The sequence below is a fragment of the Streptomyces sp. genome (assembly GCF_031181705.1).
Taxonomy (GTDB): Bacteria; Actinomycetota; Actinomycetes; order Streptomycetales; family Streptomycetaceae; genus Streptomyces.
Genome location: NZ_JAPSKN010000058.1, coordinates 1 through 24,682 on the forward strand (window position 1 = coordinate 1; position 24,682 = coordinate 24,682).

General features: G+C 72.6%; 21 protein-coding genes, 4 tRNA genes and 1 other RNA gene. 15 read left to right on the top strand and 11 right to left on the bottom strand.

Going from position 1 to position 24,682, the window contains the following annotated elements; genetic code table 11:
* Window positions 1–32: 32 nt before the first annotated feature.
* Window positions 33–120, bottom strand: a tRNA-Ser gene (locus RIN80_RS13715).
* A 72-nt stretch (window positions 121–192) separates the two neighbouring features.
* Here RIN80_RS13715 and ffs point away from each other — a divergent pair.
* From ffs to RIN80_RS13745, 6 genes are all read left to right on the top strand, one after another.
* An RNA gene (gene ffs, locus RIN80_RS13720) (signal recognition particle sRNA small type) lies at window positions 193–289 on the top strand.
* 88 nt (window positions 290–377) lie between these two features.
* Window positions 378–2,819 carry a DNA polymerase III subunit gamma and tau gene (locus tag RIN80_RS13725; protein WP_309095852.1) on the top strand — a complete coding sequence of 814 codons (2,442 nt, stop codon included), beginning with the start codon at window positions 378–380 and terminating at the stop codon, window positions 2,817–2,819.
* A 127-nt stretch (window positions 2,820–2,946) separates the two neighbouring features.
* On the top strand, window positions 2,947–4,197 hold the full coding sequence (gene purD, locus RIN80_RS13730) for a phosphoribosylamine--glycine ligase (RefSeq protein WP_309095853.1): 1,251 nt from the start codon (window positions 2,947–2,949) through the stop codon (window positions 4,195–4,197).
* Between the two features lie 327 nt (window positions 4,198–4,524).
* On the top strand, window positions 4,525–6,363 hold the full coding sequence (locus tag RIN80_RS13735) for a hypothetical protein (RefSeq protein ID WP_309095874.1): 1,839 nt from the start codon (window positions 4,525–4,527) through the stop codon (window positions 6,361–6,363).
* A 217-nt stretch (window positions 6,364–6,580) separates the two neighbouring features.
* Window positions 6,581–8,056, top strand: coding sequence for a N,N-dimethylformamidase beta subunit family domain-containing protein (locus RIN80_RS13740; RefSeq protein WP_309095854.1), 1,476 nt, complete (start codon window positions 6,581–6,583; stop codon window positions 8,054–8,056).
* Window positions 8,057–8,125: 69 nt separating this feature from the next.
* On the top strand, window positions 8,126–9,025 hold the full coding sequence (locus tag RIN80_RS13745) for a phosphoribosylaminoimidazolesuccinocarboxamide synthase (RefSeq protein ID WP_309095855.1): 900 nt from the start codon (window positions 8,126–8,128) through the stop codon (window positions 9,023–9,025).
* Between the two features lie 51 nt (window positions 9,026–9,076).
* On the opposite strand, the gene RIN80_RS13750 is transcribed toward RIN80_RS13745, so the two are convergent.
* From RIN80_RS13750 to RIN80_RS13785, 8 genes are all read right to left on the bottom strand, one after another.
* Window positions 9,077–9,152 (bottom strand) — tRNA-Gly (locus tag RIN80_RS13750).
* A 22-nt stretch (window positions 9,153–9,174) separates the two neighbouring features.
* A complete protein-coding gene (locus RIN80_RS13755) occupies window positions 9,175–9,795 on the bottom strand; it encodes a response regulator transcription factor (RefSeq protein ID WP_309095856.1) in 621 nt (206 codons plus the stop codon).
* Window positions 9,792–11,060: a histidine kinase gene (locus tag RIN80_RS13760; protein ID WP_309095857.1), complete on the bottom strand. Its 1,269-nt coding sequence runs from the start codon at window positions 11,058–11,060 to the stop codon at window positions 9,792–9,794. The genes RIN80_RS13755 and RIN80_RS13760 overlap by 4 nt, the downstream gene beginning before the upstream one ends.
* Before the next feature lie 22 nt (window positions 11,061–11,082).
* Window positions 11,083–11,880, bottom strand: coding sequence for an ABC transporter permease (locus tag RIN80_RS13765; RefSeq protein ID WP_309095858.1), 798 nt, complete (start codon window positions 11,878–11,880; stop codon window positions 11,083–11,085).
* A complete protein-coding gene (locus RIN80_RS13770; protein ID WP_309095859.1) occupies window positions 11,877–12,842 on the bottom strand; it encodes an ABC transporter ATP-binding protein in 966 nt (321 codons plus the stop codon). Before RIN80_RS13770 ends, RIN80_RS13765 begins: the two co-directional genes overlap by 4 nt.
* A gap of 137 nt (window positions 12,843–12,979) precedes the next feature.
* A tRNA-Gly gene (locus tag RIN80_RS13775) sits at window positions 12,980–13,052 on the bottom strand.
* An 80-nt stretch (window positions 13,053–13,132) separates the two neighbouring features.
* A tRNA-Gly gene (locus RIN80_RS13780) sits at window positions 13,133–13,204 on the bottom strand.
* Window positions 13,205–13,337: 133 nt separating this feature from the next.
* Entirely contained in the window at window positions 13,338–13,655 is a 318-nt protein-coding gene (locus tag RIN80_RS13785; RefSeq protein WP_309095860.1) for an Lsr2 family protein, read from the bottom strand.
* A 267-nt stretch (window positions 13,656–13,922) separates the two neighbouring features.
* On the opposite strand from RIN80_RS13785, the gene purS reads away from it, so the two are divergent.
* The 9 genes from purS (at window position 13,923) to purM (ending at window position 22,926) form a co-directional block, all read left to right on the top strand.
* Entirely contained in the window at window positions 13,923–14,186 is a 264-nt protein-coding gene (gene purS / locus RIN80_RS13790; protein WP_010045045.1) for a phosphoribosylformylglycinamidine synthase subunit PurS, read from the top strand.
* The gene (purQ, locus tag RIN80_RS13795) at window positions 14,183–14,863 is read left to right on the top strand and encodes a phosphoribosylformylglycinamidine synthase subunit PurQ (protein WP_309095861.1); all 681 of its coding nucleotides are present in this window, start codon (window positions 14,183–14,185) and stop codon (window positions 14,861–14,863) included. Before purS ends, purQ begins: the two co-directional genes overlap by 4 nt.
* Window positions 14,860–17,118 carry a phosphoribosylformylglycinamidine synthase subunit PurL gene (gene purL, locus RIN80_RS13800; RefSeq protein WP_309095862.1) on the top strand — a complete coding sequence of 753 codons (2,259 nt, stop codon included), beginning with the start codon at window positions 14,860–14,862 and terminating at the stop codon, window positions 17,116–17,118. Before purQ ends, purL begins: the two co-directional genes overlap by 4 nt.
* Window positions 17,119–17,236: 118 nt before the next feature.
* A complete protein-coding gene (locus RIN80_RS13805; protein WP_309095863.1) occupies window positions 17,237–17,737 on the top strand; it encodes a helix-turn-helix domain-containing protein in 501 nt (166 codons plus the stop codon).
* A 23-nt stretch (window positions 17,738–17,760) separates the two neighbouring features.
* Window positions 17,761–18,594, top strand: coding sequence for a M23 family metallopeptidase (locus RIN80_RS13810; protein WP_309095864.1), 834 nt, complete (start codon window positions 17,761–17,763; stop codon window positions 18,592–18,594).
* 5 nt (window positions 18,595–18,599) lie between these two features.
* Complete coding sequence (locus RIN80_RS13815) at window positions 18,600–19,397, top strand: sterol carrier family protein (protein ID WP_309095865.1); 798 nt, start codon at window positions 18,600–18,602, stop codon at window positions 19,395–19,397.
* Between the two features lie 37 nt (window positions 19,398–19,434).
* Window positions 19,435–20,208, top strand: a complete 774-nt coding sequence (locus tag RIN80_RS13820; protein ID WP_309095866.1) for an META domain-containing protein — start codon at window positions 19,435–19,437, stop codon at window positions 20,206–20,208.
* A 63-nt stretch (window positions 20,209–20,271) separates the two neighbouring features.
* Window positions 20,272–21,801 (top strand): amidophosphoribosyltransferase, encoded by a 1,530-nt coding sequence (gene purF / locus RIN80_RS13825; RefSeq protein ID WP_309095867.1) that lies wholly within the window; start codon window positions 20,272–20,274, stop codon window positions 21,799–21,801.
* A 45-nt stretch (window positions 21,802–21,846) separates the two neighbouring features.
* Window positions 21,847–22,926 (top strand): phosphoribosylformylglycinamidine cyclo-ligase, encoded by a 1,080-nt coding sequence (purM, locus tag RIN80_RS13830; protein WP_309095868.1) that lies wholly within the window; start codon window positions 21,847–21,849, stop codon window positions 22,924–22,926.
* An 80-nt stretch (window positions 22,927–23,006) separates the two neighbouring features.
* Here purM and RIN80_RS13835 read toward each other — a convergent pair whose 3' ends face one another.
* Window positions 23,007–23,252, bottom strand: coding sequence for a DUF3073 domain-containing protein (locus RIN80_RS13835; protein WP_309095869.1), 246 nt, complete (start codon window positions 23,250–23,252; stop codon window positions 23,007–23,009).
* Window positions 23,253–23,559: 307 nt separating this feature from the next.
* Window positions 23,560–24,666, bottom strand: a complete 1,107-nt coding sequence (locus RIN80_RS13840; protein ID WP_309095870.1) for a Glu/Leu/Phe/Val dehydrogenase dimerization domain-containing protein — start codon at window positions 24,664–24,666, stop codon at window positions 23,560–23,562.
* Window positions 24,667–24,682: the final 16 nt, after the last annotated feature.

Here is a 24,682-nt window from a genome sequence, read left to right on the forward strand (position 1 = left end):
GGGGCCCTTCGACATCGTGCCCGGTGAGGCACTGGCGGAGGATACGAGATTCGAACTCGTGAGGGGTTGCCCCCAACACGCTTTCCAAGCGTGCGCCCTAGGCCTCTAGGCGAATCCTCCGCCGGAAACATTACATGACCGAGAGGAGTGCTCGCGAACTCGTTCCCCGCCCCCGACATCAGGTAACCTTGGCGCAGCCCCTCACGCGGCGCTATCTGACTGAACTCCCCCAGGGCCGGAAGGCAGCAAGGGTAGGTCGGCTCTGGCGGGTGCGTGGGGGGCGTCTGCGTCCCCGGGGGCGGCGGGCCGGGCCCGTGTCCCGGACGGGGCCCGATGTCAGGGGCCCGATGTCAGTGGGCGCCTATAACCTCGTATGCGTGTCGTCTCTCGCTCTGTACCGCCGCTACCGCCCGGAGACCTTCGCCGAGGTCATCGGGCAGGAGCATGTCACCGACCCGTTGCAGCAGGCGCTGCGCAACAACCGGGTCAACCACGCGTACCTGTTCAGCGGGCCGCGCGGCTGTGGCAAGACGACCAGCGCGCGCATCCTGGCCCGCTGCCTGAACTGCGAGCAGGGCCCCACGCCCACGCCGTGCGGTACGTGCCACTCCTGCCAGGACCTCGCGCGCAACGGCCCCGGTTCCATCGACGTCATCGAGATCGACGCCGCATCCCACGGTGGCGTGGACGACGCCCGTGACCTGCGCGAGAAGGCCTTCTTCGGACCCGCCCGCAGCCGGTACAAGATCTACATCATCGACGAGGCCCACATGGTCACGTCGGCCGGCTTCAACGCGCTGCTGAAGGTCGTCGAGGAGCCCCCGGAGCATCTCAAGTTCATCTTCGCGACGACCGAGCCCGAGAAGGTCATCGGCACGATCCGCTCGCGCACGCACCACTACCCCTTCCGCCTCGTCCCGCCCGGCACCCTCCGGGAGTACCTGGCCGAGGTGTGCCAGAAGGAGGGCATCCCGGTCGAGGACGGGGTGCTCCCGCTCGTCGTGCGCGCCGGGGGCGGTTCCGTGCGTGACTCGATGTCCGTCATGGACCAGCTGCTCGCCGGCGCCGCCGCTGACGGTGTGACGTACGCCATGGCGACCTCCCTGCTCGGCTACACCGACGGCTCGCTCCTCGACTCCGTCGTCGAGGCCTTCGCCACCGGTGACGGGGCCGCGGCCTTCGAGGTCGTCGACCGCGTGATCGAGGGCGGGAACGACCCCCGCCGTTTCGTCGCCGACCTGCTGGAGCGGCTGCGCGACCTGGTGATCCTCGCCGCCGTTCCGGACGCCGTGGAGAAGGGGCTCATCGACGCCCCCGCCGATGTCCTGGAGCGCATGCAGGCCCAGGCCGGCACCTTCGGCCCCGCCGAGCTGAGCCGGGCCGCCGATCTGGTCAACGAGGGCCTGACGGAGATGCGCGGCGCCCACTCGCCCCGCCTCCAGCTGGAACTGATCTGCGCCCGCGTCCTGCTCCCCGCCGCCTACGGCGACGAGCGTTCCCTCATGGCCCGCCTGGACCGGATCGAGCGCGGGGTGAACTTCTCCGCCGCGGGCCCGGCCGGCCTGCCCCCCACGGGATACGTGCCCGGACCGCCGCCGGAGGGCCATCACGACAGGCCCGGCGGCGCGCCCACCGCGCACGCTCCGGTCCAGCCGGTTGGGCCGGTTCCGCCGGGCGGGGGCCCGGCCGCGGCCCGGGCGGCGGTGCGCGGTGGTCCCGGCGGACCAGGCAGCCCCGGAGCTCCCGGCGGACCCGGTGGTCCGGGCAGCGGCGGCACCGGTTCTGGTACGGCTGCCGCGGCGGAGCACGCCCCCGCGGCAGCGGGCCCGGGCGCACCGCCCCAGGGGCCCGATGCGCCCACCGGGCACGCCCCCGGCGCGCCCACGGCCACCGGCGACACCCCCGCCGGGCCTCCGCACCCCCCCACGACCCCGCAGGCACCGGCCGCATCCGCCCCGGCCCCCGGTGCCTGGCCCACCGCCGCCTCCGCGGGCGGTGGCCGCCGCCCGGGCGGCTGGCCCACCGCCACCCCGGGCGCACCCGCCCCGGGCACCCCGGCAGCGGGCCCCGCGACACCGAGCGCCCCCGCACCCAGCGCTCCGCGGACGGCACCGGCAGCACCGTCGGCACCTCCCGCCCAGGCCGCGCCCGCGCCCGCGGCCCCCGCGCCCGGCGGCCTCGACCCCCGCATGCTCTGGCCGAACATCCTGGAAGCGGTCAAGAACCGCCGCCGCTTCACCTGGATCCTGCTCAGCCAGAACGCCCAGGTCGCGGGCTTCGACGGCACCACCCTCCAGCTCGGCTTCGTCAACGCCGGCGCCCGGGACAACTTCCTGAGCAGCGGCAGCGAGGACGTGCTGCGGCAGGCGCTGGGCGAGCAGTTCAACGTCCAGTGGAAGATCGAGGCGATCGTCGACCCCTCCGGGGGCTCCGCACCCCCGGCCCCGAGCGGCCCGTCCGGTTACGGCGGAGGCCAGCCCGCCGGCGGCCACGGCTCCGGCGGGGGCGGCGGCTACAACGGCGGCTTCGGCGGCGGTACGGCGACCGCCCAGCGCTCCGCCCCGGCCCAGTCGACGGCCCCGGCGGCACCCGCCGCGCAGCCGGGCGGCTCCCCTTCCGGCGCCGCATCGGTCCCGGCGGCCGCCCCGACCGCCCCCGTCCCGCAGCCCTCGCCCCCACAGCCCCGCCACGTGTCCGTCGAGGAGGACATCCCCGAGGACGACGACCCCGACCTCGACGAGTCGGCCCTGTCCGGTCAGGAACTGATCGTCCGGGAGCTGGGCGCGACGGTCGTGGAGGAGTTCTCGAACGAGCCGTAGGGAGGAGCGCGGCAGGAGCGGCGGCCCCGCGGCCCGGCCTGATGGGAGGAAGCTCCAACGCGGCCACCCCGCCCCCTTCGGAAACCCGCACAAGGGAAACCCGGCGCCTCCCGTTAGGCTGACCCCCGTGAAGGTCCTCGTCATCGGTACCGGCGCCCGCGAACACGCCCTGTGCCACGCCCTGTCCCACGACCCCGACGTCACGGCGCTGCACTGCGCCCCCGGCAACGCCGGCATCGCCGAGGTCGCCGAGCTGCACCAGGTCGACGCCCTGGACGGCGCCGCCGTCACGGAGCTGGCCCAGCGGCTCGGCGCGGACCTCGTGGTCGTCGGCCCGGAGGCCCCGCTGGTCGCCGGTGTCGCCGACGCCGTGCGCGAGGCCGGCATCCCGGTCTTCGGCCCCTCGGGCCGGGCCGCGCAGCTGGAGGGCTCCAAGGCCTTCGCCAAGGACGTCATGGCGGCGGCCGAGGTGCCCACGGCCCGCTCGTACGTCTGCACGACCGAGGAAGAGGTCGACGCGGCCCTCGACGCCTTCGGTGCTCCGTACGTCGTGAAGGACGACGGCCTCGCCGCCGGCAAGGGCGTCGTCGTCACGGACGACCTGGAGACGGCCCGGGCGCACGCGGCCGCGTGCGAGCGCGTGGTCATCGAGGAGTACCTGGACGGCCCGGAGGTCTCCCTGTTCGCCGTCACCGACGGCGAGACGGTCGTGCCGCTGCAGCCCGCCCAGGACTTCAAGCGCGCCCTGGACGGCGACCGGGGCCCGAACACCGGCGGCATGGGCGCGTACTCCCCGCTGCCGTGGGCCGACCCCAAGCTGGTCGACGAGGTGCTGCAGACCGTGCTGCAGCCGACCGTGGACGAGATGAACCGCCGCGGCACGCCGTTCTCCGGGCTGCTCTACGCCGGTCTCGCGATCACCTCCCGGGGCGTCCGCGTGATCGAGTTCAACGCCCGTTTCGGCGACCCCGAGACCCAGGTCGTGCTGGCCCGTCTGAAGACCCCGCTGGCGGGGCTGCTGATGGCCGCGGCCACCGGCAACCTCGCCCACCTGGAGCCGCTGCGCTGGAGCGACGACGCGGCCGTGACGGTGGTCGTCGCCTCGCACAACTACCCCGGCACCCCGCGCACCGGCGACCCCATCACCGGGCTCGACGAGGTCGCCGCCCAGGACGCCCCGCACGCCTACGTGCTGCACGCCGGGACCCGGCGCGAGGGCGACGCGATCGTCAGCGCGGGCGGCCGGGTCCTGTCCGTCACGGCCACCGGCAAGGATCTCGCCGAGGCCCGCGACCGCGCGTACACCGCCGTCGGCCGCATCCGGCTCGACGGCTCCCAGCACCGCACGGACATCGCGGCCAGGGCGGCGGGCGCGTAGCCGGCCGCTCCCGAGCGGGGTGAAACCACCCTCGTGCCGATGAACCTCTCAGGCCCCGGATCCGTCTCAGGATCCGGGGCCTGAAGTATGCGGTGGACGAGGGCCTGACCCTCGCCGTCCGTCATCCACCTTTCCCCAGAGCCATTCCATCGAGTGACCGATGCCCTATCCGGCTGACGGGGGCCGGGGCCCCAACTAGGGTGCCGCGCAAGCGTTCCGGCACTTGGCCCACCGGCATTGCGATGTCGGTGGCGGGTGCCACAGTGGGGGAGTGAGCAAGGGAAGCGTCAGGTCAACGGGGAGGGGGTGAGGTCGGTCGTGACCGGAATGGGTGTGGAGGCAGGCGCGCAGGCCGCGCGGTCCCGGGCGCTCGTCGTGCTGCGCATCCGCAGCCGGGCGCTGGCCGTCGCCCTGCTGCCGGCGGCAGCCGCCGTGATCCTGCTCGCGGGCATCCCCACCGGCCACCTGGCCGGTCCCGGCTGGGACGCCGCCCGCTGGGTCCTGACGCCGCTGGCGCTCCTGGTGCTGCTCGCCGCCGCCGCCATCGCCCTGGTCGTGGCCCGGGCCCGCCCGGCCATGAGCCCGACGGTCGCCATCGCGGAGGAGGCCGCCCCGGATCTGTACCGGATGGTGCGCGACCTCGCCGACCGCCTCGACGTCCCCGCGCCTTCGGCGATAGCGCTCACCCCCGACTGCGACAGCTGGCTGGAGGACCGCACGCACCGGGCCCACGGTCCGCCCCCGGCGGAGGAGCACGAGGACATAGCGGGCGCGGGCCGGCACGCCCACCGCCGCCACCCGGTGGCACCGGTCCTGGTCATCGGCTCCCCGTTCCTGTGGTGGATGCGGGTCGGCGAGCTGCGCGCCGTCCTCGCCCCGGTGGTGGCCGGCACGGGACCCTCGGCCCACCCGGACATAGCCGCCGCCCGGCGCTTCGTCCGAGGCCTGGACGCCGCGGTCGCGGTGACCTCGGCGCCCCGCCGTGACCCGGTGTCCCGGCTGGTCCTCGCCGGTGTCGGCTGGGTGGCCCGGGTGCTGCTGCGCGGCTGCCGGGTGCACGCGGCCGAGATGGAGCGGGGCGTGGCGGCCGCGGCCGCCGAGCGTGCACAGGCTGTGGACTACGGCCTGCGGATCGTCGCCCAGGAGCAGGTGGGTCTGGCCTACGCCGGCTGGGACCGGCTGCTGACCCGGGTCGCCCTGCCCGCCTGGCGGATGGGCCGCTGGCCGTCCCGGCTGGACGCGGGCGTCGTGGCGGCGCTCACGGAGCTGTCCCGGCGGGACCGCCTGGCCGAGGGTTTCGCGTCCCGGCTCGGTGAGCGGCCCGCCTGCGACCTGCTGGAGGAGCCCGGCGCGGTCGACGAGGCCGCCTCCCTGCTCGCCGCCCGCCTCTTCCACGGCGGACCGGCGGGGGCAGGACCCGACTGGTCGCCGGTGGACTGGAGCGAGTATCCCGAGGAGGTCGTGGACCGCAAGTGGCGCGTCGACGCGGCCCGCCTGCACCGCGTCCTGGACGCGCTGGGCGTCCGCCCCGCCCCCGGCCCCACGACCTCCGGAACCGGCGCCCCGACCCTCGCCCGCGTCCTGGACCACCTGACGGGTCTCTCCGCCGACGGCCCCGCGGTACCGGGCGGGGGCCGCACCGCGAGAGCAAGCGGCGGTCCCGTGACCGGAGCCGGACCGGGAACCGGAGCGAGCCCCGGACCGGCCCTACCCGCGGCGGCCCCCGCCGACGACGACGAAGACCTCTCCGGCACCACTCCCCGCAGCGCCGCCCTCGCCGCCCGCCTCAGCGCCGAGCTGTCGCGCGAGGAGACCGCGGCACCCCGCCCGTCCCCCACGGCCCCCGACGCCACGGCCGCCGACCCCGCCGCCGCCCTCTGGGACGACCGCACGCTCCCCCTCTTCCCCCTCCAGCCCCCGCGCACGGCCCGTGACCTGCTCGCCGACCACCTCACGGCCATGGTCTGCTGCGCCGCGATGGACACCGCCGGCGCGACACCGGGCCTCGACTGGCTGGACGGCCCGACGCTGCTCGTCGACGGCGCCCGCACGCCGGATCTCGCACCGAAGGTCCTCGCCCTGATCGAGGACGGCGACGCCACCCCGCTCCGGACCTGGCTGGCCGACCTGGGCATACGGCCGGAGAAGCCGGTCCGCCTCGCCTGACCGCGTCGATCCCCCGGCACCCGCCCGCCGGAGCCCCACCTTCCGCTTCTGGCCAATTCAAAACGAACAGTGACGAAGTGCGCGCGTTATGTGATGTGCTTGGACCGTTCGCGCGCATGGCAAGGGCGTGCGACATACGACAAACACACAAGACCACACACGACACCACACACATCGGCAGGCACCACCACGGGGGCGAAGGGGAGGGGAAGCGACTATGCGTTCGGAGCAGATCCGCCGCTGGGAGTCGGGAGCGCTGGCGCACGCCGTGACGGATCCCTTCGGGCAGGGCCCCGTTCCGTGGCTGCGCGGCAACGTGACGTACTTCGACGACACCGGCCGGATCGTCCCCTGGTACGTGGACCAGGACGGCCCCCACGCCCAGCGGACGGACGGCCGCTCCGGCGGCCCCCGCGCCGCCGACGACGTCCACCGCCAGATCAAGGGCTTCACCTCCACCGGCGCGGTCGCCCCGGGCGAGGCCGTCGACTTCCACATCACGGTCGACCCGCCCCAGCAGTTCGCCGTCGACATCTACCGCATCGGCCACTACGGCGGTGACGGCGCCGCCAAGATCACCACCAGCCCCCGCCTGTCCGGCATAGTCCAGCCCCCGCCCCTCACCGCCGACCGCACGGTCTCCTGCCACCACTGGTGGCTGTCCTGGCGGCTGCAGGTCCCGTCGTACTGGAACATCGGCGCGTACGTGGCCGTCCTCACCACGGCCGACGGCTACCGCTCCCACGTGCCGTTCACCGTCCGCCACGACCAGCCCGCCGACCTGCTCCTCGTCCTGCCCGACATCACCTGGCAGGCCTACAACCTCTACCCGGAGGACGGGCGCACGGGCGCGAGTCTCTACCACGCGTGGGACGAGCAGGGCCGGCTGCTGGGCGAGGCGGACGCCGCCACGACGGTCTCCTTCGACCGCCCGTACGCGGGCGCGGGCCTCCCGCTGCACGTCGGGCACGCCTACGACTTCATCCGCTGGGCCGAGCGCTACGGCTACGACATCGCCTACGCCGACGCCAGCGACCTGCACGCGGGCCGCGTCGACCCCACCCGCTACCGGGGCCTGGTCTTCCCGGGCCACGACGAGTACTGGTCGGCCGAGATGCGCCGGACCGTGGAGGCCGCCCGGGACGCCGGCACCTCGCTGGTCTTCCTCTCCGCCAACACCCTGTACTGGCAGGTGGAACTGGGCCCGTCCCCGTCCGGCGTGCCGCACCGGCTGCTGACCTGCCGCAAGCGCAAGGGCCCCGGCAAGCCGGTGCTGTGGCGGGAGATCGACCGGGCGGAGCAGCAGCTCCTCGGCATCCAGTACGCGGGGCACGTGCCCGAGCCGCACCCGCTGGTCGTGCGCAACGCCGGGCACTGGCTGTGGGAGGCGACGGGGGCGCACGAGGGCGACGAGATCGAGAACCTGGTGGCGGGCGAGGCCGACCGCTACTTCCCGCGCACCCCGCTGCCCGAGCACGAGGAGCGCGTCCTGCTCGCCCACTCCCCGTACACCGACAAGGAGGGTGTCCCGCGCCACCAGGAGACGTCCCTCTACCGCGCCCCCTCCGGCGCCTGGGTCTTCGCAGCGGGAACGTTCGCCTGGTCCCCGGCCCTGGACCGCCCCGGCCACGTCGACCCGCGCGTCCAGCGCGCCACCGCCAACCTCCTGGACCGCATCTGCAAACGCGACTGACCCGCTGTCGGTGAGCACGCCCGCATACGGGAGAATCGAGCCACTCGTACAGAACCACGGGGAGGAACCGTGTCCGGATTCGTCGAAAAGCCCGAGCCGCTCCAGATTCCGGGCCTGGTGCACCTGCACACCGGCAAGGTGCGCGAGCTCTACCGGAACGAGGCGGGCGACCTCGTGATGGTCGCCAGCGACCGCATCTCCGCGTACGACTGGGTGCTGCCGACCGAGATCCCGGACAAGGGCCGGATCCTCACGCAGCTGTCCCTGTGGTGGTTCGACCAGCTCGCCGACCTGGTCCCGAACCACGTCCTGAGCACGGAGCTGCCGGCCGGCGCCCCGGCCGACTGGCAGGGCCGCACCCTGGTCTGCAAGTCGCTGAAGATGGTCCCGGTGGAGTGCGTGGCCCGCGGCTACCTCACCGGCTCGGGCCTGGCCGAGTACGACCGGACCCGCACGGTCTGCGGCCTCGCCCTGCCCGAGGGCCTGGTCGACGGCAGCGAGCTGCCCGCCCCGATCTTCACCCCGGCCACCAAGGCCGAGGTCGGCGAGCACGACGAGAACGTGTCCTACGAGGAGGTCGCCCGCCAGGTCGGCGCGGAGACCGCCGCGCAGCTGCGCCAGGCGACCCTCGCCGTCTACTCGCGGGGCCGGGACATCGCCCGGGAGCGCGGCATCATCCTCGCGGACACCAAGTTCGAGTTCGGCTTCGACGGCGACTGTCTGGTCCTCGCCGACGAGGTCCTCACCGCCGACTCCTCCCGCTTCTGGCCGGCCGACCAGTGGCAGCCGGGCCGGGCGCAGCCTTCGTACGACAAGCAGTTCGTGCGCGACTGGCTGACCTCGGCGGAGTCCGGCTGGGACCGCACGGGCGAGCAGCCGCCCCCGGCCCTGCCGCAGCAGGTCGTCGACGCCACCCGCGCCAAGTACGTGGAGGCGTACGAGCGCCTGACCGGCACCAGCTGGTCGTAGGCGGCAGCGGACACAGAGAAGCCCCCCGGCCGGAACCGGGGGGCTTCTCGCTGGAGCGAACGACGAGGTTCGAACTCGCGACCTCAACCTTGGCAAGGTTGCGCTCTACCAACTGAGCTACGTTCGCCTGCGCCGTGGCGCGGGAACCACTATACCCAACCTCGCTCCCGCGCGAGCCGCACCGCGGCATGCCGGTTCTCCGCCCCGAGCTTCGACACGGCCGACGACAGGTAGTTCCGCACCGTCCCCTGCGACAGCGCGGCCCGCTCGGCGATCTCCGCGACGGGCGCCCCGTCCGCGGCGAGTTCCAGCACCTCGGCCTCCCGGGCGGTCAGCGGCGAGTCCCCGGCGGCGATGGCGTCGGCGGCCAACTCCGGGTCGACGTAACGGTTCCCGGCGTGCACGGTGCGGATGAGCTCGGCGAGCCGCTGCGCGCTCACCGTCTTGGGCACGAATCCCCGGACCCCGGCCGCCAGCGCCCGCTTCAGGTGCCCGGGCCGTCCGTGGCTGGTGACGATGAGCACCTTGCAGCCGGGCAGTTCGGACCGCAGGGATGTGGCGACCTTCACACCGTCGGCGCCGGGCATCTGGAGATCCAGCACGGCGACGTCCGGCTTGTGGGCCCGGGCCATCGCCAGCGCCTCCGGCCCGGTGGCCGCCTCGGCGACGACCATGATGTCCTCCTCCAGCGCCAGCAGCGCGGCGAGCGCCCCCCGGATCAGGTGCTCGTCGTCGGCGAGCAGCAGCCGCACGGGCTTCGCGGCGGTCATCCGCTGACCTCGTCGACCTCACGCGCTGCGGCGGGCCCGGCGGGGGAGGCCGCCGACGGCAGGGCGATCTCCGCCCTCAGCCGGAACAGCCCTCTGCCGGCCGGCCCGGCCTCCAGCGTCCCGTCGATCTTCGCCAGCCGCTCCCGCAGCCCGGCCAGACCCGTACCGGACGAACCCGGCACGCCGTTCTCCGTCGCGGTGACCCCGTCGTTCTCCACCGTCAACACCACCCGCCCCTGCCGTACCTGCAGTTCCACCACACACCGCCGCGCGTCCCCGTGCCGCAGCACGTTCGTCGCGGCCTCCCGTACGACCCACCCCAGGGCCGACTGCACCCCGGCCGGCAGTCCCGCCGGGGTCCGCCCGCTCACCGTGCAGTCGATCCCGGCGGCGGCCAGCACTCCCTGCGCACCGGCCAGTTCCGCCGCGAGGTCGGCCTCCCGGTAGCCGCGCACGACCTCGCGCACCTCCCGCTGCGACTCCTGGGCGAGCCGCTGCACCTCGACCATCTGCGCGACGGCCTCCGGCCGCCCCCGCTGGGCCAGCTGTGCGGCCAGCTCGCTCTTGAGCGCGATCACGGCCAGGTTGCGCCCCATGACGTCGTGCAGATCCCGCCCGAAGCGCAGCCGCTCCTCGGCCACGGCCAGCCGGGTCCGGGTCTCACGGGCCTCGTCGAGCTCGTAGACGGCGTTGAGCAGCCACACCGAGAAGACGGCCGTGAAGGCGATGAACCCGCCGCCGGCCAGCACGATCACGGCCGTGACCAGCGCGGCCTGTGCGGGAGCCCCGAAGGCCAGGGCCACGATCCCGGCACCCAGCGCGAAGCCGCCGGCGATCCCGAACGCGCGCCGCCGGTCGCGGACGCCGAGCGCGATGACGCCGGGACCGAAGATCAGCACGACGCCGAAGACGCCGCCCGCCGCGGTGTCGGCGGACTCACCGCCCGGCCCGCGTTCGGCGATGCCGATGGCGGCGACGGAGATCACGGCGGTGACGGCGGCCAGGATCCACATCAGGCCCACGGGCTGGGGCCTGCGGCCGCGCGTCCAGTCCACGGCCCGGGACACGGTGGCGAAGCACACCACGGCGTGCGCGCCCACCATCAGCAGCACCCAGCCGCCCAGCCGTGGCCCCAGCGGGACGGCCGACGTGACCCCGACGGAGCAGAACTCCATCACGGCGAAGGAGTGGAACGACGCCCGTGTGTACGTCTCGACCTTGGCCGGGGTCGTCTTCCCCCGCCACCACCTGCCCGGCCCGCGCATCAGCCCGTCACTCCCCGTTCGTTCAGCGCCGCGGTTCCCAGGAGAACCTCCGCCGTACAGCAAACACGGCGACGGCGGTCCAGGCCACCGCGGTGGCGACGGCGCCGAGCGCGTCGTAGGCGGACAGGTCGCCGGTCCAGCCGCCGCGCACCAGGGTGACGACGGGAGTCAGCGGCAGCAGCTCGCACACGGAGGCCACCCGGTCCGGCAGCAGCTCCAGCGGGACGAACATCCCGGAGCCGACCATCGAGACCATCATCAGCGGCATGGGCGTGACCTGCGCGCTCTCGCCTGTCCGGGTGAAGCTCGCGGTGGCCGCGGCGAGGGCGGCGCACAGCACCAGCCCCAACAGCAGTCCGAGGGCCGCGAAGTGGGGCGCGGACGGCGCGGCCACGTCCAGCAGCACGGTGCATCCCGCGGCCAGCAGCAGACTCTGCGCGAGCCCGGTGAGGACGGCCGGCAGGGCCGCGCCGGCCAGGATCTCGCCGTCCCGCAGCTCGCCGGTGCGCAGCCGCTTCAGGACGAGTTCCTCCCGCCGGACGACGAAGGTGCCGACGAGCACCGAGTAGACGGCGAAGAGCAGGGAGAAGCCGATCGCGGCGGGCAGCACGAAGGTGCCGGTGTCGAGCCCGGCCTCGGCGAGGTCCATCTCCCCGGCCGCCTGCGAGGCGCTGACCGGCAGCACCAGCGGCACGAACAGCGCGGCGACGAGGGCGCCCCTGGTCCGTCCCAGCAGGGTCAGTTCGGCGCGGGCGAGGGCCGTCATCCGGCTCAGCGCGGTGGTCGCCGCGGGGCGGGGCGTGGTGGGGACGGCGCTCATGCCGCGTACTCCTTCGTCGTCGTGGCCCGCTCGGCGGAGGCCTCCCTGGCGATCCCGAGGAACGCCTCCTCCAGGGACGCCGACCGCACGTCCAGGCGGCGCAGCTCGACGCGGGCCCGGTCGGCCCACATCAGCAGCCCGGTGGCGGTCCGCTGCAGTTCGTGGGTGCGCAGCCGGACGATCCGGCCGTCGGTCTCGTGCCCGGCCACGCCCAGTTCGCCGAGCGGCGGAAGGTCGCCGACGAAGTAGCCGTCGGGCAGCTCGAAGGAGATCCGCGAGGGCTCCGCCGCGGTGACCTCGGCCGGGGTGCCGGTGGCGGCGATGCGCCCCTCGTGCATGATCGCCAGCCGGTCGGCGAGCTGCTCGGCCTCCTCCAGGTAGTGCGTGGTCAGCAGCACGGTCGTACCGCCGTCGCGCAGCGCGCTCACCAACTCCCAGGTGTCGTGGCGGCCTTCGGCGTCCAGACCGGTGCTCGGCTCGTCCAGGAACAGCACCTCGGGGTCGCCGAGCAGGGCGAGCGCCAGGTCCAGCCGGCGCCGCTGTCCACCCGAGAGCTGCTTGACCCGGGTGCCGGACTTCGACTCCAGTCCGACCAGTGCCAGCACCTCCGCCGGCGGCCGGGCCCCGCTCACGCACCCCGCCCACATCCGCGCGGTCTCCGCGACGGTCAGCTCCGACGGGAACCCGCCCTCCTGGAGCATCACACCGGTGCGGGGGCGTACGGCGGCCCGCTCGGTGTACGGGTCGTGTCCGAGGACCCGCACCCGGCCGTCCGCGGGCGGGGCGAGTCCCTCCAGCAGTTCGACGGTCGACGTCTTGCCGGCGCCGTTGGTGCCGAGCAGCGCGAAGATCTCCCCGCGCCGGACGGAAAAGCTGATTCCGCGTACTGCCTCGAACCCGCCCCCGTACACACGCCGCAGGTCAGTGACCTCAATCACGTGTTCGTGTCCGTTGGTTTCCATGCTTCCAGGCTTCCGTCCGCACCGGGCCCGCAGCAGTGCGCGCTGTCATCACTCGGCATGACAAATGTCAGCGGGGTCGGAAGGGTGCCGGGGAAACGAAAAGACCCCGGTCCATCAGGACCGGGGTCTCATTCCCGAGCGGACGACGAGGCTCGAACTCGCGACCTCAACCTTGGCAAGGTTGCGCTCTACCAACTGAGCTACGTCCGCATTGCTCCCGACCAGCTCTCACTGACCGGTGCGGGCACCAGCCTACCTGATCCACATCAGTGGTCGGTACGGCGGTGCAGAGCGGGTGACAGGAATCGCACACTGCGCCTTCCCCCTGGAAGGGGGATGTTCTACTACTGAACTACACCCGCATGTTCCGTGAGCTGGGCCTTTCGGCCGTGCCCCTCGGCGTGCTCCAGACTCTAGCTGATCAGCAGGGGTGCTGCGCAAGTCGGTTGGCGCGAGGGGCCGGTGACCGGTCGTCGGGGCGAGCCCGGCGGGCCGTCACTGCGCGGCGCTGAACGCCTCGTAGACCCTCTTGGGGATGCGTCCGCGCGCGGGGACCTCCATCCGGTTGGCCTGGGCCCAGGCGCGCACCGCCGAGGGGTCGGGGGCGACCTCCGTCTGCCGGTACGCCTTGCCCGAGCGGGACCGCTTGCGGCCCGCCTCCACGTAGGGCGCGAGCGCCTTCCGCAGTGCGCCGGCGTTGACCTCGCTCAGGTCGATCTCGTACGACCTGCCGTCCAGTCCGAAGGCGACCGTTTCCGTCGCTTCCGAGCCGTCGATGTCGTCAAAGAGAGTGACCACGACCTTCTGCGCCACGAATATCGGTCCCTTCTTGCGGCACTTGCCAATTCATTTCCACAGTGCCCGGCAATGCATGGTGAAACCCGACTAAATCCTTCCGCGTGTCCGAACGCAATAGGTTTCGGGTGTCGATCGGGAATCTTTCCCGGAAATTTTCGCGCGTGTGCTCGTCGATGCCGGATCGTGATGACGCTCACGTAGCTTCCTACAAGTCGACGCGCGTAGAAATTTTGTGCGGGTAGTCTGAAGGAACCTGCTCAGCACCACACACCGGGAGTGCCAGTGGCACGCGTCGTAGTCGACGTCATGCTCAAGCCGGAGATCCTCGACCCCCAGGGCCAGGCGGTGCAGCGCGCACTGCCGCGGCTGGGTTTCGAGGGGATCTCGGACGTCCGCCAGGGAAAGCGTTTCGAACTGGAAGTTGACGGGCCGGTCGACGAGGCCGCCCTCGCCCGCATTCACGATCTTGCGGAGTCCTTCCTCGCGAACACCGTGATCGAGGACTTCACGGTCCGCGTCGAGGAAGTCGCGGAGGCCGTGAAGTGACCGCTCGTATTGGCGTCGTCACTTTCCCGGGCTCGCTGGACGACCGGGACACGCAGCGTGCGATCCGTCTCGCGGGCGCCGAGCCCGTCGCCCTCTGGCACAAGGACAAGGACCTCAAGCAGGTCGACGCCGTGGTGCTGTGCGGTGGTTTCTCCTACGGCGACTATCTGCGTGCGGGGGCCATCGCCCGTTTCTCGCCGGTGATGGAGCCGCTGCTGGAGCAGGCGAAGGCCGGTATGCCGGTGCTCGGCATCTGCAACGGCTTCCAGATCCTCACCGAGGCGCACCTGCTGCCCGGCACGATGCTGCGCAACGACCACCTGCACTTCATCTGCCGCGACCAGAAGCTGCGGGTGGAGAACGCCGAGACCGCCTGGACCACCGACTACACGGCCGGCCAGGAGATCCACATCCCGCTGAAGAACAACGACGGGCAGTACGTCGCCGACGCGTACACGCTCGACCGGCTGGAGGCCGAGGGCCGCGTCGCCTTCCGCTACCTGGACTTCAACCCCAACGGCTCGCAGCGGGACATCGCCGGCGTCAGCAACGAGGCCGGCAACGTGGTCGGCCTCATGCCGCACCCCGAGCACGCCGTCGAGCCGCTGATCGGCACCGGCCGCACCGACGGCCTCCCGTTCTTCACCTCGATCCTCAAGAAGCTGGTCAACGCATGAGCCGGACGCCTCTGGACACGGTCGAGCACGCGGCCGCGACCCCCGACGTCGAGCTGCCCTGGGCCGAACTGGGCCTGAAGAAGGACGAGTACGAGCGCGTGGTCGAGATCCTCGGCCGCCGGCCCACCGGGGCCGAGCTCGCCATGTACTCGGTGATGTGGTCCGAGCACTGCTCGTACAAGTCCTCCAAGGTGCACCTGCGCCAGTTCGGCGAGAAGGCACCCGAGTCCGACGCCATGCTCGTCGGCATCGGCGAGAACGCCGGTGTGGTCGACGTCGGCCAGGGCTACGCGGTCACCTTCAAGGTCGAGTCGCACAACCACCCCTCCTACGTCGAGCCCTACCAGGGCGCGGCCACGGGCGTCGGCGGCATCGTGCGGGACATCATCGCCATGGGCGCCCGTCCGGTCGCGGTCGTGGACCCGCTGCGCTTCGGCGCCGCCGACCACCCCGACACCAAGCGCGTCCTGCCGGGCGTCGTCGCGGGCATCGGCGGCTACGGCAACTGCCTGGGCCTGCCCAACATCGGCGGCGAGGTCGTCTTCGACGCCTGCTACCAGGGCAACCCGCTGGTCAACGCCGGTGCCATCGGCGTCATGCGGCACGAGGACATCCACCTCGCCAAGGCCTCCGGCGCCGGCAACAAGGTCATCCTCTACGGGGCCCGGACCGGCGGTGACGGCATCGGCGGCGCCTCCATCCTGGCCTCCGAGACCTTCGACGACGCCAAGCCGTCCAAGCGCCCGGCCGTGCAGGTCGGCGACCCCTTCCAGGAGAAGCTCCTCATCGAGTGCACCCTGGAGGCGTTCCGCGAGAAGCTGGTCGTCGGCATCCAGGACCTCGGCGCGGCCGGCCTGTCCTGCGCCACCTCCGAGCTCGCCTCCAACGGCTCGGGCGGCATGCGCGTCACCCTGGACGACGTCCCGCTGCGCGACTCCACGCTCTCGCCCGAGGAGATCCTCATGAGCGAGTCGCAGGAGCGCATGTGCGCGGTCGTGGAGCCGGAGAAGGTCGACCGCTTCCTGGAGATCTGCGAGAAGTGGGACGTCATCGCCACCGTCATCGGTGAGGTGACCGACGGCGACCGCCTGGAGATCTACTGGCACGGCGGCAAGATCGTCGACGTCGACCCGCGCACGGTCGCCCACGAGGGCCCGGTCTACGAGCGCCCCTACGCCCGTCCCGACTGGCAGGACGCCCTCCAGGCGGACGACGCGAACAAGCTGCCCCGCCCGGAGACCTCCGAGGAGCTGAGGGACCAGGTCCTGAAGCTGGTCTCCTCCCCGAACCAGGCCTCCAAGTCCTGGATCACCAGCCAGTACGACCACTTCGTGCAGGGCAACACCGTCCTCGCCCAGCCCGAGGACTCCGGCATGATCCGGATCGACGAGGAGACCGGCCTCGGCGTGGCCATCGCCACCGACGGCAACGGCCGGTACGCCAAGCTCGACCCGTACCACGGCGCCCAGCTGGCCCTGGCGGAGGCGTACCGCAACGTCGCCACCACCGGCGCCAAGCCGCTCGCCGTCTCCGACTGCCTGAACTTCGGCTCGCCCGAGGACCCGGCGGTGATGTGGCAGTTCGCCGAGGCCGTGCGCGGTCTGGCGGACGCCTGCCAGCAGCTCGGCACCCCGGTGACCGGCGGCAACGTCTCCCTCTACAACCAGACGGGCGAGGCCGCCATCCACCCGACCCCGGTGGTCGCGGTCCTGGGCGTCATCGACGACGTCGCCCGCCGCACCCCGGTCGCCTTCCAGGAGGAGGGCCAGCTGCTCTACCTCCTCGGCGACACCCGCGAGGAGTTCGGCGGCTCGGCCTGGTCCCAGGTGATCCACGACCACCTCGGCGGCCTGCCCCCGAAGGTCGACCTGGAGCGCGAGCGGCTGCTGGCCGAGATCCTGATCTCGGCCTCCCGCGACGGCATGATCGACTCCGCGCACGACCTGTCCGACGGCGGTCTGATCCAGGCCGTGGTCGAGTCGGCGCTGCTCGGGGACAAGGGCGCCCGCCTGATCGTCCCGGACGGCCTGGACGCCTTCACCTTCCTGTTCTCGGAGTCGGCGGGCCGCGCGGTCGTGGCCGTGCCGCGCTCCGAGGAGCTCCGCTTCACCGACATGTGCGGCGCCCGGGGCCTCCCGGCCACCCGCGTCGGTGTGGTCGACGGTGACACGGTCGAGGTGCAGGGCGAGTTCGCGCTCACCCTGTCCGAGCTGCGCGAGGCGCACGAGAGCACGATCCCGGCGCTGCTGGCGTAGGCGACAGCTCCGAAGCCCCCGTCCGGTCCGTCCGGGCGGGGGCTTCGCCGTGTCCGGACGGCTTCCCGGGCCAGAATGAGTGTTGCACGAAATTACGTACTTCCGTAATCTCGACGGCATGGATCTGGAGCAACGCGTCGCCGACCTCGAACGCCGCCTGGCGGCCCTGGAGGGCGACCGGCGCACGGGCCCCCGTGTCGACGGCGGCGACTTCTGGGCCCTGAACGGGCTCAAGGAGAAGCTCTCCGGCGCGGGCATCGCCGACGGAGGCGTCCTCTACACCGGCGCGGTACGGCTGCCGACCGGCGAGGAGTACGCCTGGCAGCTGACGGCCCTCACACAGGACCTCCTGGACGCCGACGGCACGGTGGCCGCCGAGTCCTTCGCGGCGCTCGGCCACCCCGTCCGGCTCCGGCTGCTGCGCGAGATCCTCGGCGGACGCCGCACCGCCGCCGAACTCGCCGAGCTGGACGAGGTCGGCACGACCGGCCAGATCTACCACCACCTGAGCCGGCTCACCGGCACGGGCTGGCTGCACACGACCGGCCGCGGCCGCTACGAGGTGCCGCCGGCCCGGGTCGTACCGCTGCTGGTGGCACTGGCGACGGCCCGCCCGTAGACGCACAGACAGGGGGAAACAGGATGTCCGTACGCAAGCTCGGCATGGTCGCCTTCCGGGTTCTCCAGCTGCTCTTCATCGGCCTGGTGACCGTCCACGTCTGCCTGGGCTGGAGCCATCCGGTCCTGTGGAACCTGCTGCCGCTGGTGCTCGCGTACGCGGTCGTCACCGTCGCCAACCGGTGGGGCGGCGCCCCGGACAGCCCCCGGGTGGCCCGCGAGCCCGCCGAGGTCGCCCCGCCCGTCACCGGCCGCTGGTCCGCGCTGAACAGCCCGGCCGACCGCACCCCCAGCCACGGCGTCCACGCCCACGGCCAGACGTACGCCATCGACGTCGTGGCCGAACCAGCGCCCGGTGCCCGCCCCGCCTTCCACTGGCTGTGGCCGCTCGCCCGCCGCCCCAAGGACTTCCCGGCCCACGGCGCCCCGGTCCTCGCGGTCGCCGACGCCACGGTCGTACGGGTCGTCGACGGACAGCGCGACCACCTCAGCCGCACCTCCCTGCCGGGGTTGCTGTACCTCATGCTGATCGAGGGCTCGGTGCGCGAGCTGTGCGGCACCCGGCGCATCCTCGGCAACCACGTCGTCCTCGACCTCGGCGACGGCACCTACGCCGCCTACGCCCACCTGCGGCGCGGCAGCCTCACCGTCCGCGAGGGCGACCGGGTCCGAGCCGGGCGGCCGATCGCCCGCTGCGGCAACTCCGGCAACTCCTCCGAGCCGCACCTGCACTTCCAGCTGATGGACGCCGCCGACCCGGACGCGGCCCGGGGCGTCCCCTTCACCTGGCGCGGCATCGGCGTCCCCCGCAACGGGGAGACCTTCGAAGCGCCCGCCGCGACGCCCGCCCTAGGCTGACCTCCATGCCTCCGGCCAGGAAACGCCCCCGCAGCTACGACCCCGCCAAGACCCGGGCGGCCGTGCTCGCCCAGTTCGGGCACGTGCGGACCGCTGTCGCCGGGCTCAGCGACGACCAGCTCGCCCTGCCCACGCGGCTCGGCGACTGGACGGTCCGGGAGCTGGTGGCGCACTTCGGGATGACCCTGCGGGCCGTCTCCCGCCTGGTGGAGCTGCCGGAGCCGGCCCGGCAGGACGCCACCCTGCTCGACTGGCCCTTCGCGATCGCGGCAGAGGCCCCGGACATCGCCGCGCCCGCCCGCGAACCGGCCGGGCGCCGCCCCGACCCGGTCGCCTACCTGGCCGCCGCCGAGGAGCGCTTCACCGCCGACCTCGCCGCACACCCCGGCACCCGGCTCCTCGCCACCGGCGCGGGCGCCCTGCCGCTCGCCGACTACCTGGTCACCCGCACCGTCGAGCTCGTCGTCCACACCGACGACCTCAACGCCGCCGTCCCCGGCCTGGACGTCCCGTACGACCGTCAGGCCCTGGCCGCCGGTACCCGGCTGCTGGCCGACGCGCTCGCCGTGAAGGCGCCCGGCGGTTCGACGGAGGTGCGGGTGCCGCCGTACGCGGTGGTGCAGTGCGTGGAAGGCCCGCGGCACACCCGGGGCACCCCGCCCAACGTCGTCGAGACGGACCCGCTGACCTGGATCCGGCTGGCGACCGGGCGGCTGGCCTGGGCGCAGGCCCTGCGGGACGCCCAGGTGCGGGCGAGCGGGGAACGCGCGGACCTGTCGGTCCACCTGCCCTTGATGACATAAGGGGAACCGATCCCCCCGGGTGTTCCGTCGAAGTGGCATGGACAGGCAGAAGCAGCGCATGACCCTGACGGCCGCCGCCATGCTCGTACCGCTCATGGCGGCCTGCGGCAGCGAGAAGGCGGACGGCGGCAGCGGCTCGGTCGGTGCCGAGCGGCCGGTCACCGGCGTCCGGTGGAACGTGGACAGCGTCACCGCCGACGGGAAGACCCACCAGGCCCCCACCGGCGCCCACGTCACCATCGCCGAGGGCCGGGCGGAGGGCAGCCTCGGCTGCAACACCTTCGGCGCCGACGCCACCGTCGACGGCGACCGCGTCCGGCTCGGCAGGACCATGGCCACGGAGATGGCCTGCGAGGACACGCCCATGGCGTTCGAGGAAACCCTCGCGCGCACGCTCTCCGGCCACGAGTTCGAGGCCCGGGTGGACGGCGACCGCCTCACCCTCACCACCGACCGGGGCGAGGCCGTGCGGCTGACCAAGGCCGAGGACGCGCGGCTGAGCGGCACCAGGTGGACCGTCACCAGCCCCCGGGCCGGCGGCCGCGCCCACCTCACCTTCGACGAGCGGAAGGGCACCGTCGCCGGCAGCCTCGGCTGCAACAAGGTGAACGCCAAGGCCACGGTCCGCGACGGCCATATCACCCTCGGCCCCCCGGCCACGACCCGAATGATGTGCGAAGACTCACTCATGGCCGACGAGAAGACGCTCCTGCGACTTTTCGACGGGACGCTGAAGTACGGAGTCGATCACCAAACTCTGACGCTGACCAGCGAAAACGGCACGAGTGTGCGAGCCGTCGCCGGGCGGTGATCCACCGGAAAGTCCGGTATCCCCAATTCGGACCAACGGTCGACCTCGCCTACACTCGGTGGCGTGCCACGTGGTGACGGACGACTCAACCACGACCTGCTCCCCGGCGAGAAGGGCCCCCAGGACGCTTGCGGCGTCTTCGGTGTCTGGGCTCCGGGCGAAGAGGTCGCCAAGCTCACGTACTTCGGGCTCTACGCCCTCCAGCATCGAGGCCAGGAATCCGCGGGAATCGCGGTCAGCAACGGCTCACAGATCCTCGTCTTCAAGGACATGGGCCTGGTCTCCCAGGTCTTCGACGAGACCTCCCTCGGTTCGCTCCAGGGTCACATCGCGGTCGGACACGCCCGCTACTCGACCACCGGTGCCTCCGTCTGGGAGAACGCCCAGCCGACGTTCCGTGCCACGGGGCACGGCTCCATCGCGCTCGGCCACAACGGCAACCTCGTCAACACCGCCCAGCTCGCCGAGATGGTCGCCGACCTGCCCAAGCAGGAGGGCGGCCGCACCCCGCGCGTCGCCGCGACCAACGACACCGACCTGCTCACCGCGCTCCTCGCGGCCCAGACGGACGACGAAGGCAAGCCGCTGACCATCGAGGAGGCCGCGCACAGCGTCCTGCCGCAGGTCCGGGGCGCCTTCTCCCTCGTCTTCATGGACGAGCACACCCTGTACGCGGCCCGCGACCCGCAGGGCATCCGCCCGCTGGTCCTCGGCCGCCTGGAGCGCGGCTGGGTCGTCGCCTCCGAGTCCGCCGCCCTCGACATCTGCGGCGCGTCCTACGTCCGCGAGATCGAGCCGGGCGAGTTCATCGCCATCGACGAGAACGGCCTGCGCACCTCCCGATTCGCGGAAGCGAAGCCCAAGGGCTGCGTCTTCGAGTACGTCTACCTCGCCCGCCCGGACACCGACATCGCCGGCCGGAACGTGTACCTCTCCCGCGTGGAGATGGGCCGCAAGCTGGCGAAGGAGGCCCCGGTCGAGGCCGACCTGGTCATAGCGACCCCGGAGTCCGGCACCCCCGCCGCCATCGGCTACGCGGAGGCCTCCGGCATTCCGTTCGGCGCCGGCCTGGTGAAGAACGCCTACGTCGGCCGGACCTTCATCCAGCCCTCGCAGACCATCCGCCAGCTGGGCATCCGCCTGAAGCTGAACCCGCTGAAGGAAGTCATCAAGGGCAAGCGCCTGGTCGTCGTCGACGACTCGATCGTGCGCGGCAACACCCAGCGCGCCCTGGTCCGCATGCTCCGCGAGGCGGGCGCCGCCGAGGTCCACATCCGGATCTCCTCGCCGCCCGTGAAGTGGCCCTGCTTCTTCGGCATCGACTTCGCCACCCGCGCCGAGCTCATCGCCAACGGCATGACCATCGACGAGATCGGCACCTCCCTGGGCGCCGACTCCCTGGCCTACATCTCCATCGACGGCATGATCGAGGCGACCACCATCGCCAAGCCGAACCTGTGCCGCGCCTGCTTCGACGGTGAGTACCCGATGGAGCTCCCGGACCCCGAGCTGCTCGGCAAGCAGCTGCTGGAGACGGAGCTGGCCGCCGGCCCGGCCGCCACGGCCGCCGCCGACGCGATCCGCCGTCCCTAGACGGCCCGTCCTCCCCGCCGTACGACACGAAGGTTCTCTTTAGCCATGTCCGAGAAACCCATTGCCGAAGGCGGCGCCAGCTACGCAGCCGCGGGCGTCGACATCGAAGCCGGCGACCGCGCCGTCGAACTGATGAAGGAGTGGGTGAAGAAGGCCCAGCGCCCCGAGGTCCTCGGCGGCCTCGGCGGCTTCGCCGGCCTCTTCGACGCCTCCGCCCTGAAGCACTACGAGCGCCCCCTGCTCGCCTCCGCCACGGACGGCGTCGGCACCAAGGTCGACATCGCCCGCCAGCTGGGCGTCTACGACACCATCGGCCACGACCTGGTCGCGATGGTCATGGACGACATCGTGGTGTGCGGCGCCGAGCCGCTGTTCATGACCGACTACATCTGCGTCGGCAAGGTCCACCCCGAGCGTGTCGCCGCCATCGTCAAGGGCATCGCCGAGGGTTGTGTGCTGGCCGGCTGCGCCCTGGTCGGCGGTGAGACGGCCGAGCACCCGGGCCTGCTGGGCGAGGACGACTTCGACGTCGCCGGCGCCGGCACGGGCGTCGTGGAGGCCGACCGGCTGCTGGGCGCGGATCGCATCCGTACGGGTGACGCGGTCATCGCCATGGCGTCCTCCGGTCTTCACTCGAACGGGTACTCGCTCGTCCGCCACGTCCTGCTGAACCAGGCGGGACTCGCCCTGGACGCGCACATCGAGGAGCTCGGCCGCACCCTCGGCGAGGAGCTGCTGGAGCCGACGAAGATCTACTCGCTGGACTGCCTGGCCCTGATGCGCACCACCGAGGTGCACGCCTTCAGCCATGTCACCGGCGGCGGACTCGCGGCCAACCTCGCCCGGGTCGTCCCGGACGAGCTGCACGCGATCGTGGACCGCTCCACCTGGACCCCGGCCCCGATCTTCGACCTGGTCGGCCGTACGGGCAGCGTCGAGCGCCTGGAGCTCGAGAAGACCCTGAACATGGGCGTGGGCATGATCGCGATCGTGCCCCAGGAGTCCACCGAGGTGGCCCTGGCGACCCTCGCCGACCGTGGCGTGGACGCCTGGGTGGCAGGCGAGATCACGGACCGGGGCGAGCACCCCACCGGTGCCGCCCTGATCGGTGACTACGCCAGCTGAGACACGGTCGTCACCTTGCGCGCAGCACAGAACCCGGTCGGTGACCGGAGTCACCGACCGGGTCTGTGCTCAGTGCAAGGTCAAGCGCCGCGACGATGCTGCGGGGACTGGCCGTCCTCGTCGTCGTCGTCCTCGTAGAGGTCGGCGTACCGTGCGTACAGGTCGTCGTCCTCATCGTCTTCGAACGGCTCGCCGTTAGGCGGCTGCGGATTCGAAGGCGATGCACCCAGCTCCTCGGCCAGGCGTGAGAGGTCAGTCCCACCGCTGTTGTACTTCAGCTGGCGGGCGACCTTCGTCTGCTTGGCCTTGGCCCGGCCGCGCCCCATGGCTCGACCCCCTCAACGACGGGGCTCGACGGCCCCAGAGTCTTGACACGCGTTCATGGTCCGGCACGGACTCTCCGCGGAGAGACCGGTCCGTAGGGCTTCCACGGTACCTGAGCCCGCGCCCATACGGTACGTCGCCCGCATGACGTGCCCGCGCCCAGGACCTTCGAGGCGCCCCGTCCTCGCTGGTCAACCGCGATTTTAACCACTTATCGGCGGTCGACCCGCCGGGAGAAGTGAGAGTTCTCTCTAACTGCCCACCGGCGGGTACCGGCCACATGTGCGACTCGCGGTGCCCCGGTAGGGGTCAGCGCGCCCGTCGCGCCGCGGCCGCGTCGTGCATCCGCTGCTCGGCGATCCGGTCGGCCGCAGCAGCCGGCGGAATCCCGTCTTCCTTCGCACGTGCGAATATGGCGAGCGTGGTGTCGTAGATCCCGGCCGCCTTCGCCTTGCACCGCTCGAAGTCGAAGCCGTGCAGCTCGTCGGCCACCTGGATCACACCGCCCGCGTTCACCACGTAGTCCGGCGCGTAGAGGATCCCGCGGTCGGCGAGGTCCTTCTCCACACCCGGGTGGGCGAGCTGGTTGTTGGCGGCGCCGCAGACCACCTTGGCCGTCAGCGCCGGGACCGTGTCGTCGTTCAGCGCGCCGCCGAGCGCGCACGGGGCGTAGATGTCCAGCCCCTCGGCGCGGATCAGGGTGGCGGTGTCGGCGACGGCCGTGACGCCCTCGGGGTGCGCGGCGAGGATCCGCCCCACGGCGTCCTCGCGCACGTCGGTGATCACGACCTCGGCGCCCTCGGCCCGCAGGTGCTCCACCAGGTGGTGGCCGACCTTGCCGACGCCGGCGATGCCGACCTTGCGGCCGCGCAGGGTGGGGTCGCCCCACAGGTGCTGCGCGGAGGCGCGCATGCCCTGGTAGACGCCGTAGGCGGTGAGGACGGAGGAGTCCCCGGCGCCGCCGTTCTCCGGGGAGCGGCCGGTCGTCCAGCGGCACTCCCGGGCGACGACGTCCATGTCGGCCACGTAGGTGCCGACGTCGCAGGCGGTGACGTACCGGCCGCCGAGCGAGGCCACGAACCGGCCGTAGGCCAGCAGCAGCTCCTCGGTCTTGATCCGCTCCGGGTCACCGATGATCACGGCCTTGCCGCCGCCGTGGTCGAGACCGGCCATGGCGTTCTTGTACGACATGCCGCGGGCGAGGTTCAGCGCGTCGGCGACGGCCTCGGCCTCGGTCGCGTAGGGGTAGAAGCGCGTACCGCCGAGCGCCGGGCCCAGGGCGGTGGAGTGCAGGGCGATGACGGCCTTGAGGCCGCTCGCGCGGTCCTGGCAGAGCACGACTTGCTCATGGCCTCCCTGGTCCGAGTGGAACAGGGTGTGCAGGACATCAGCAGGTGCGCCGGTTACGTCGGTCACGGTGGTGACTCCTGAG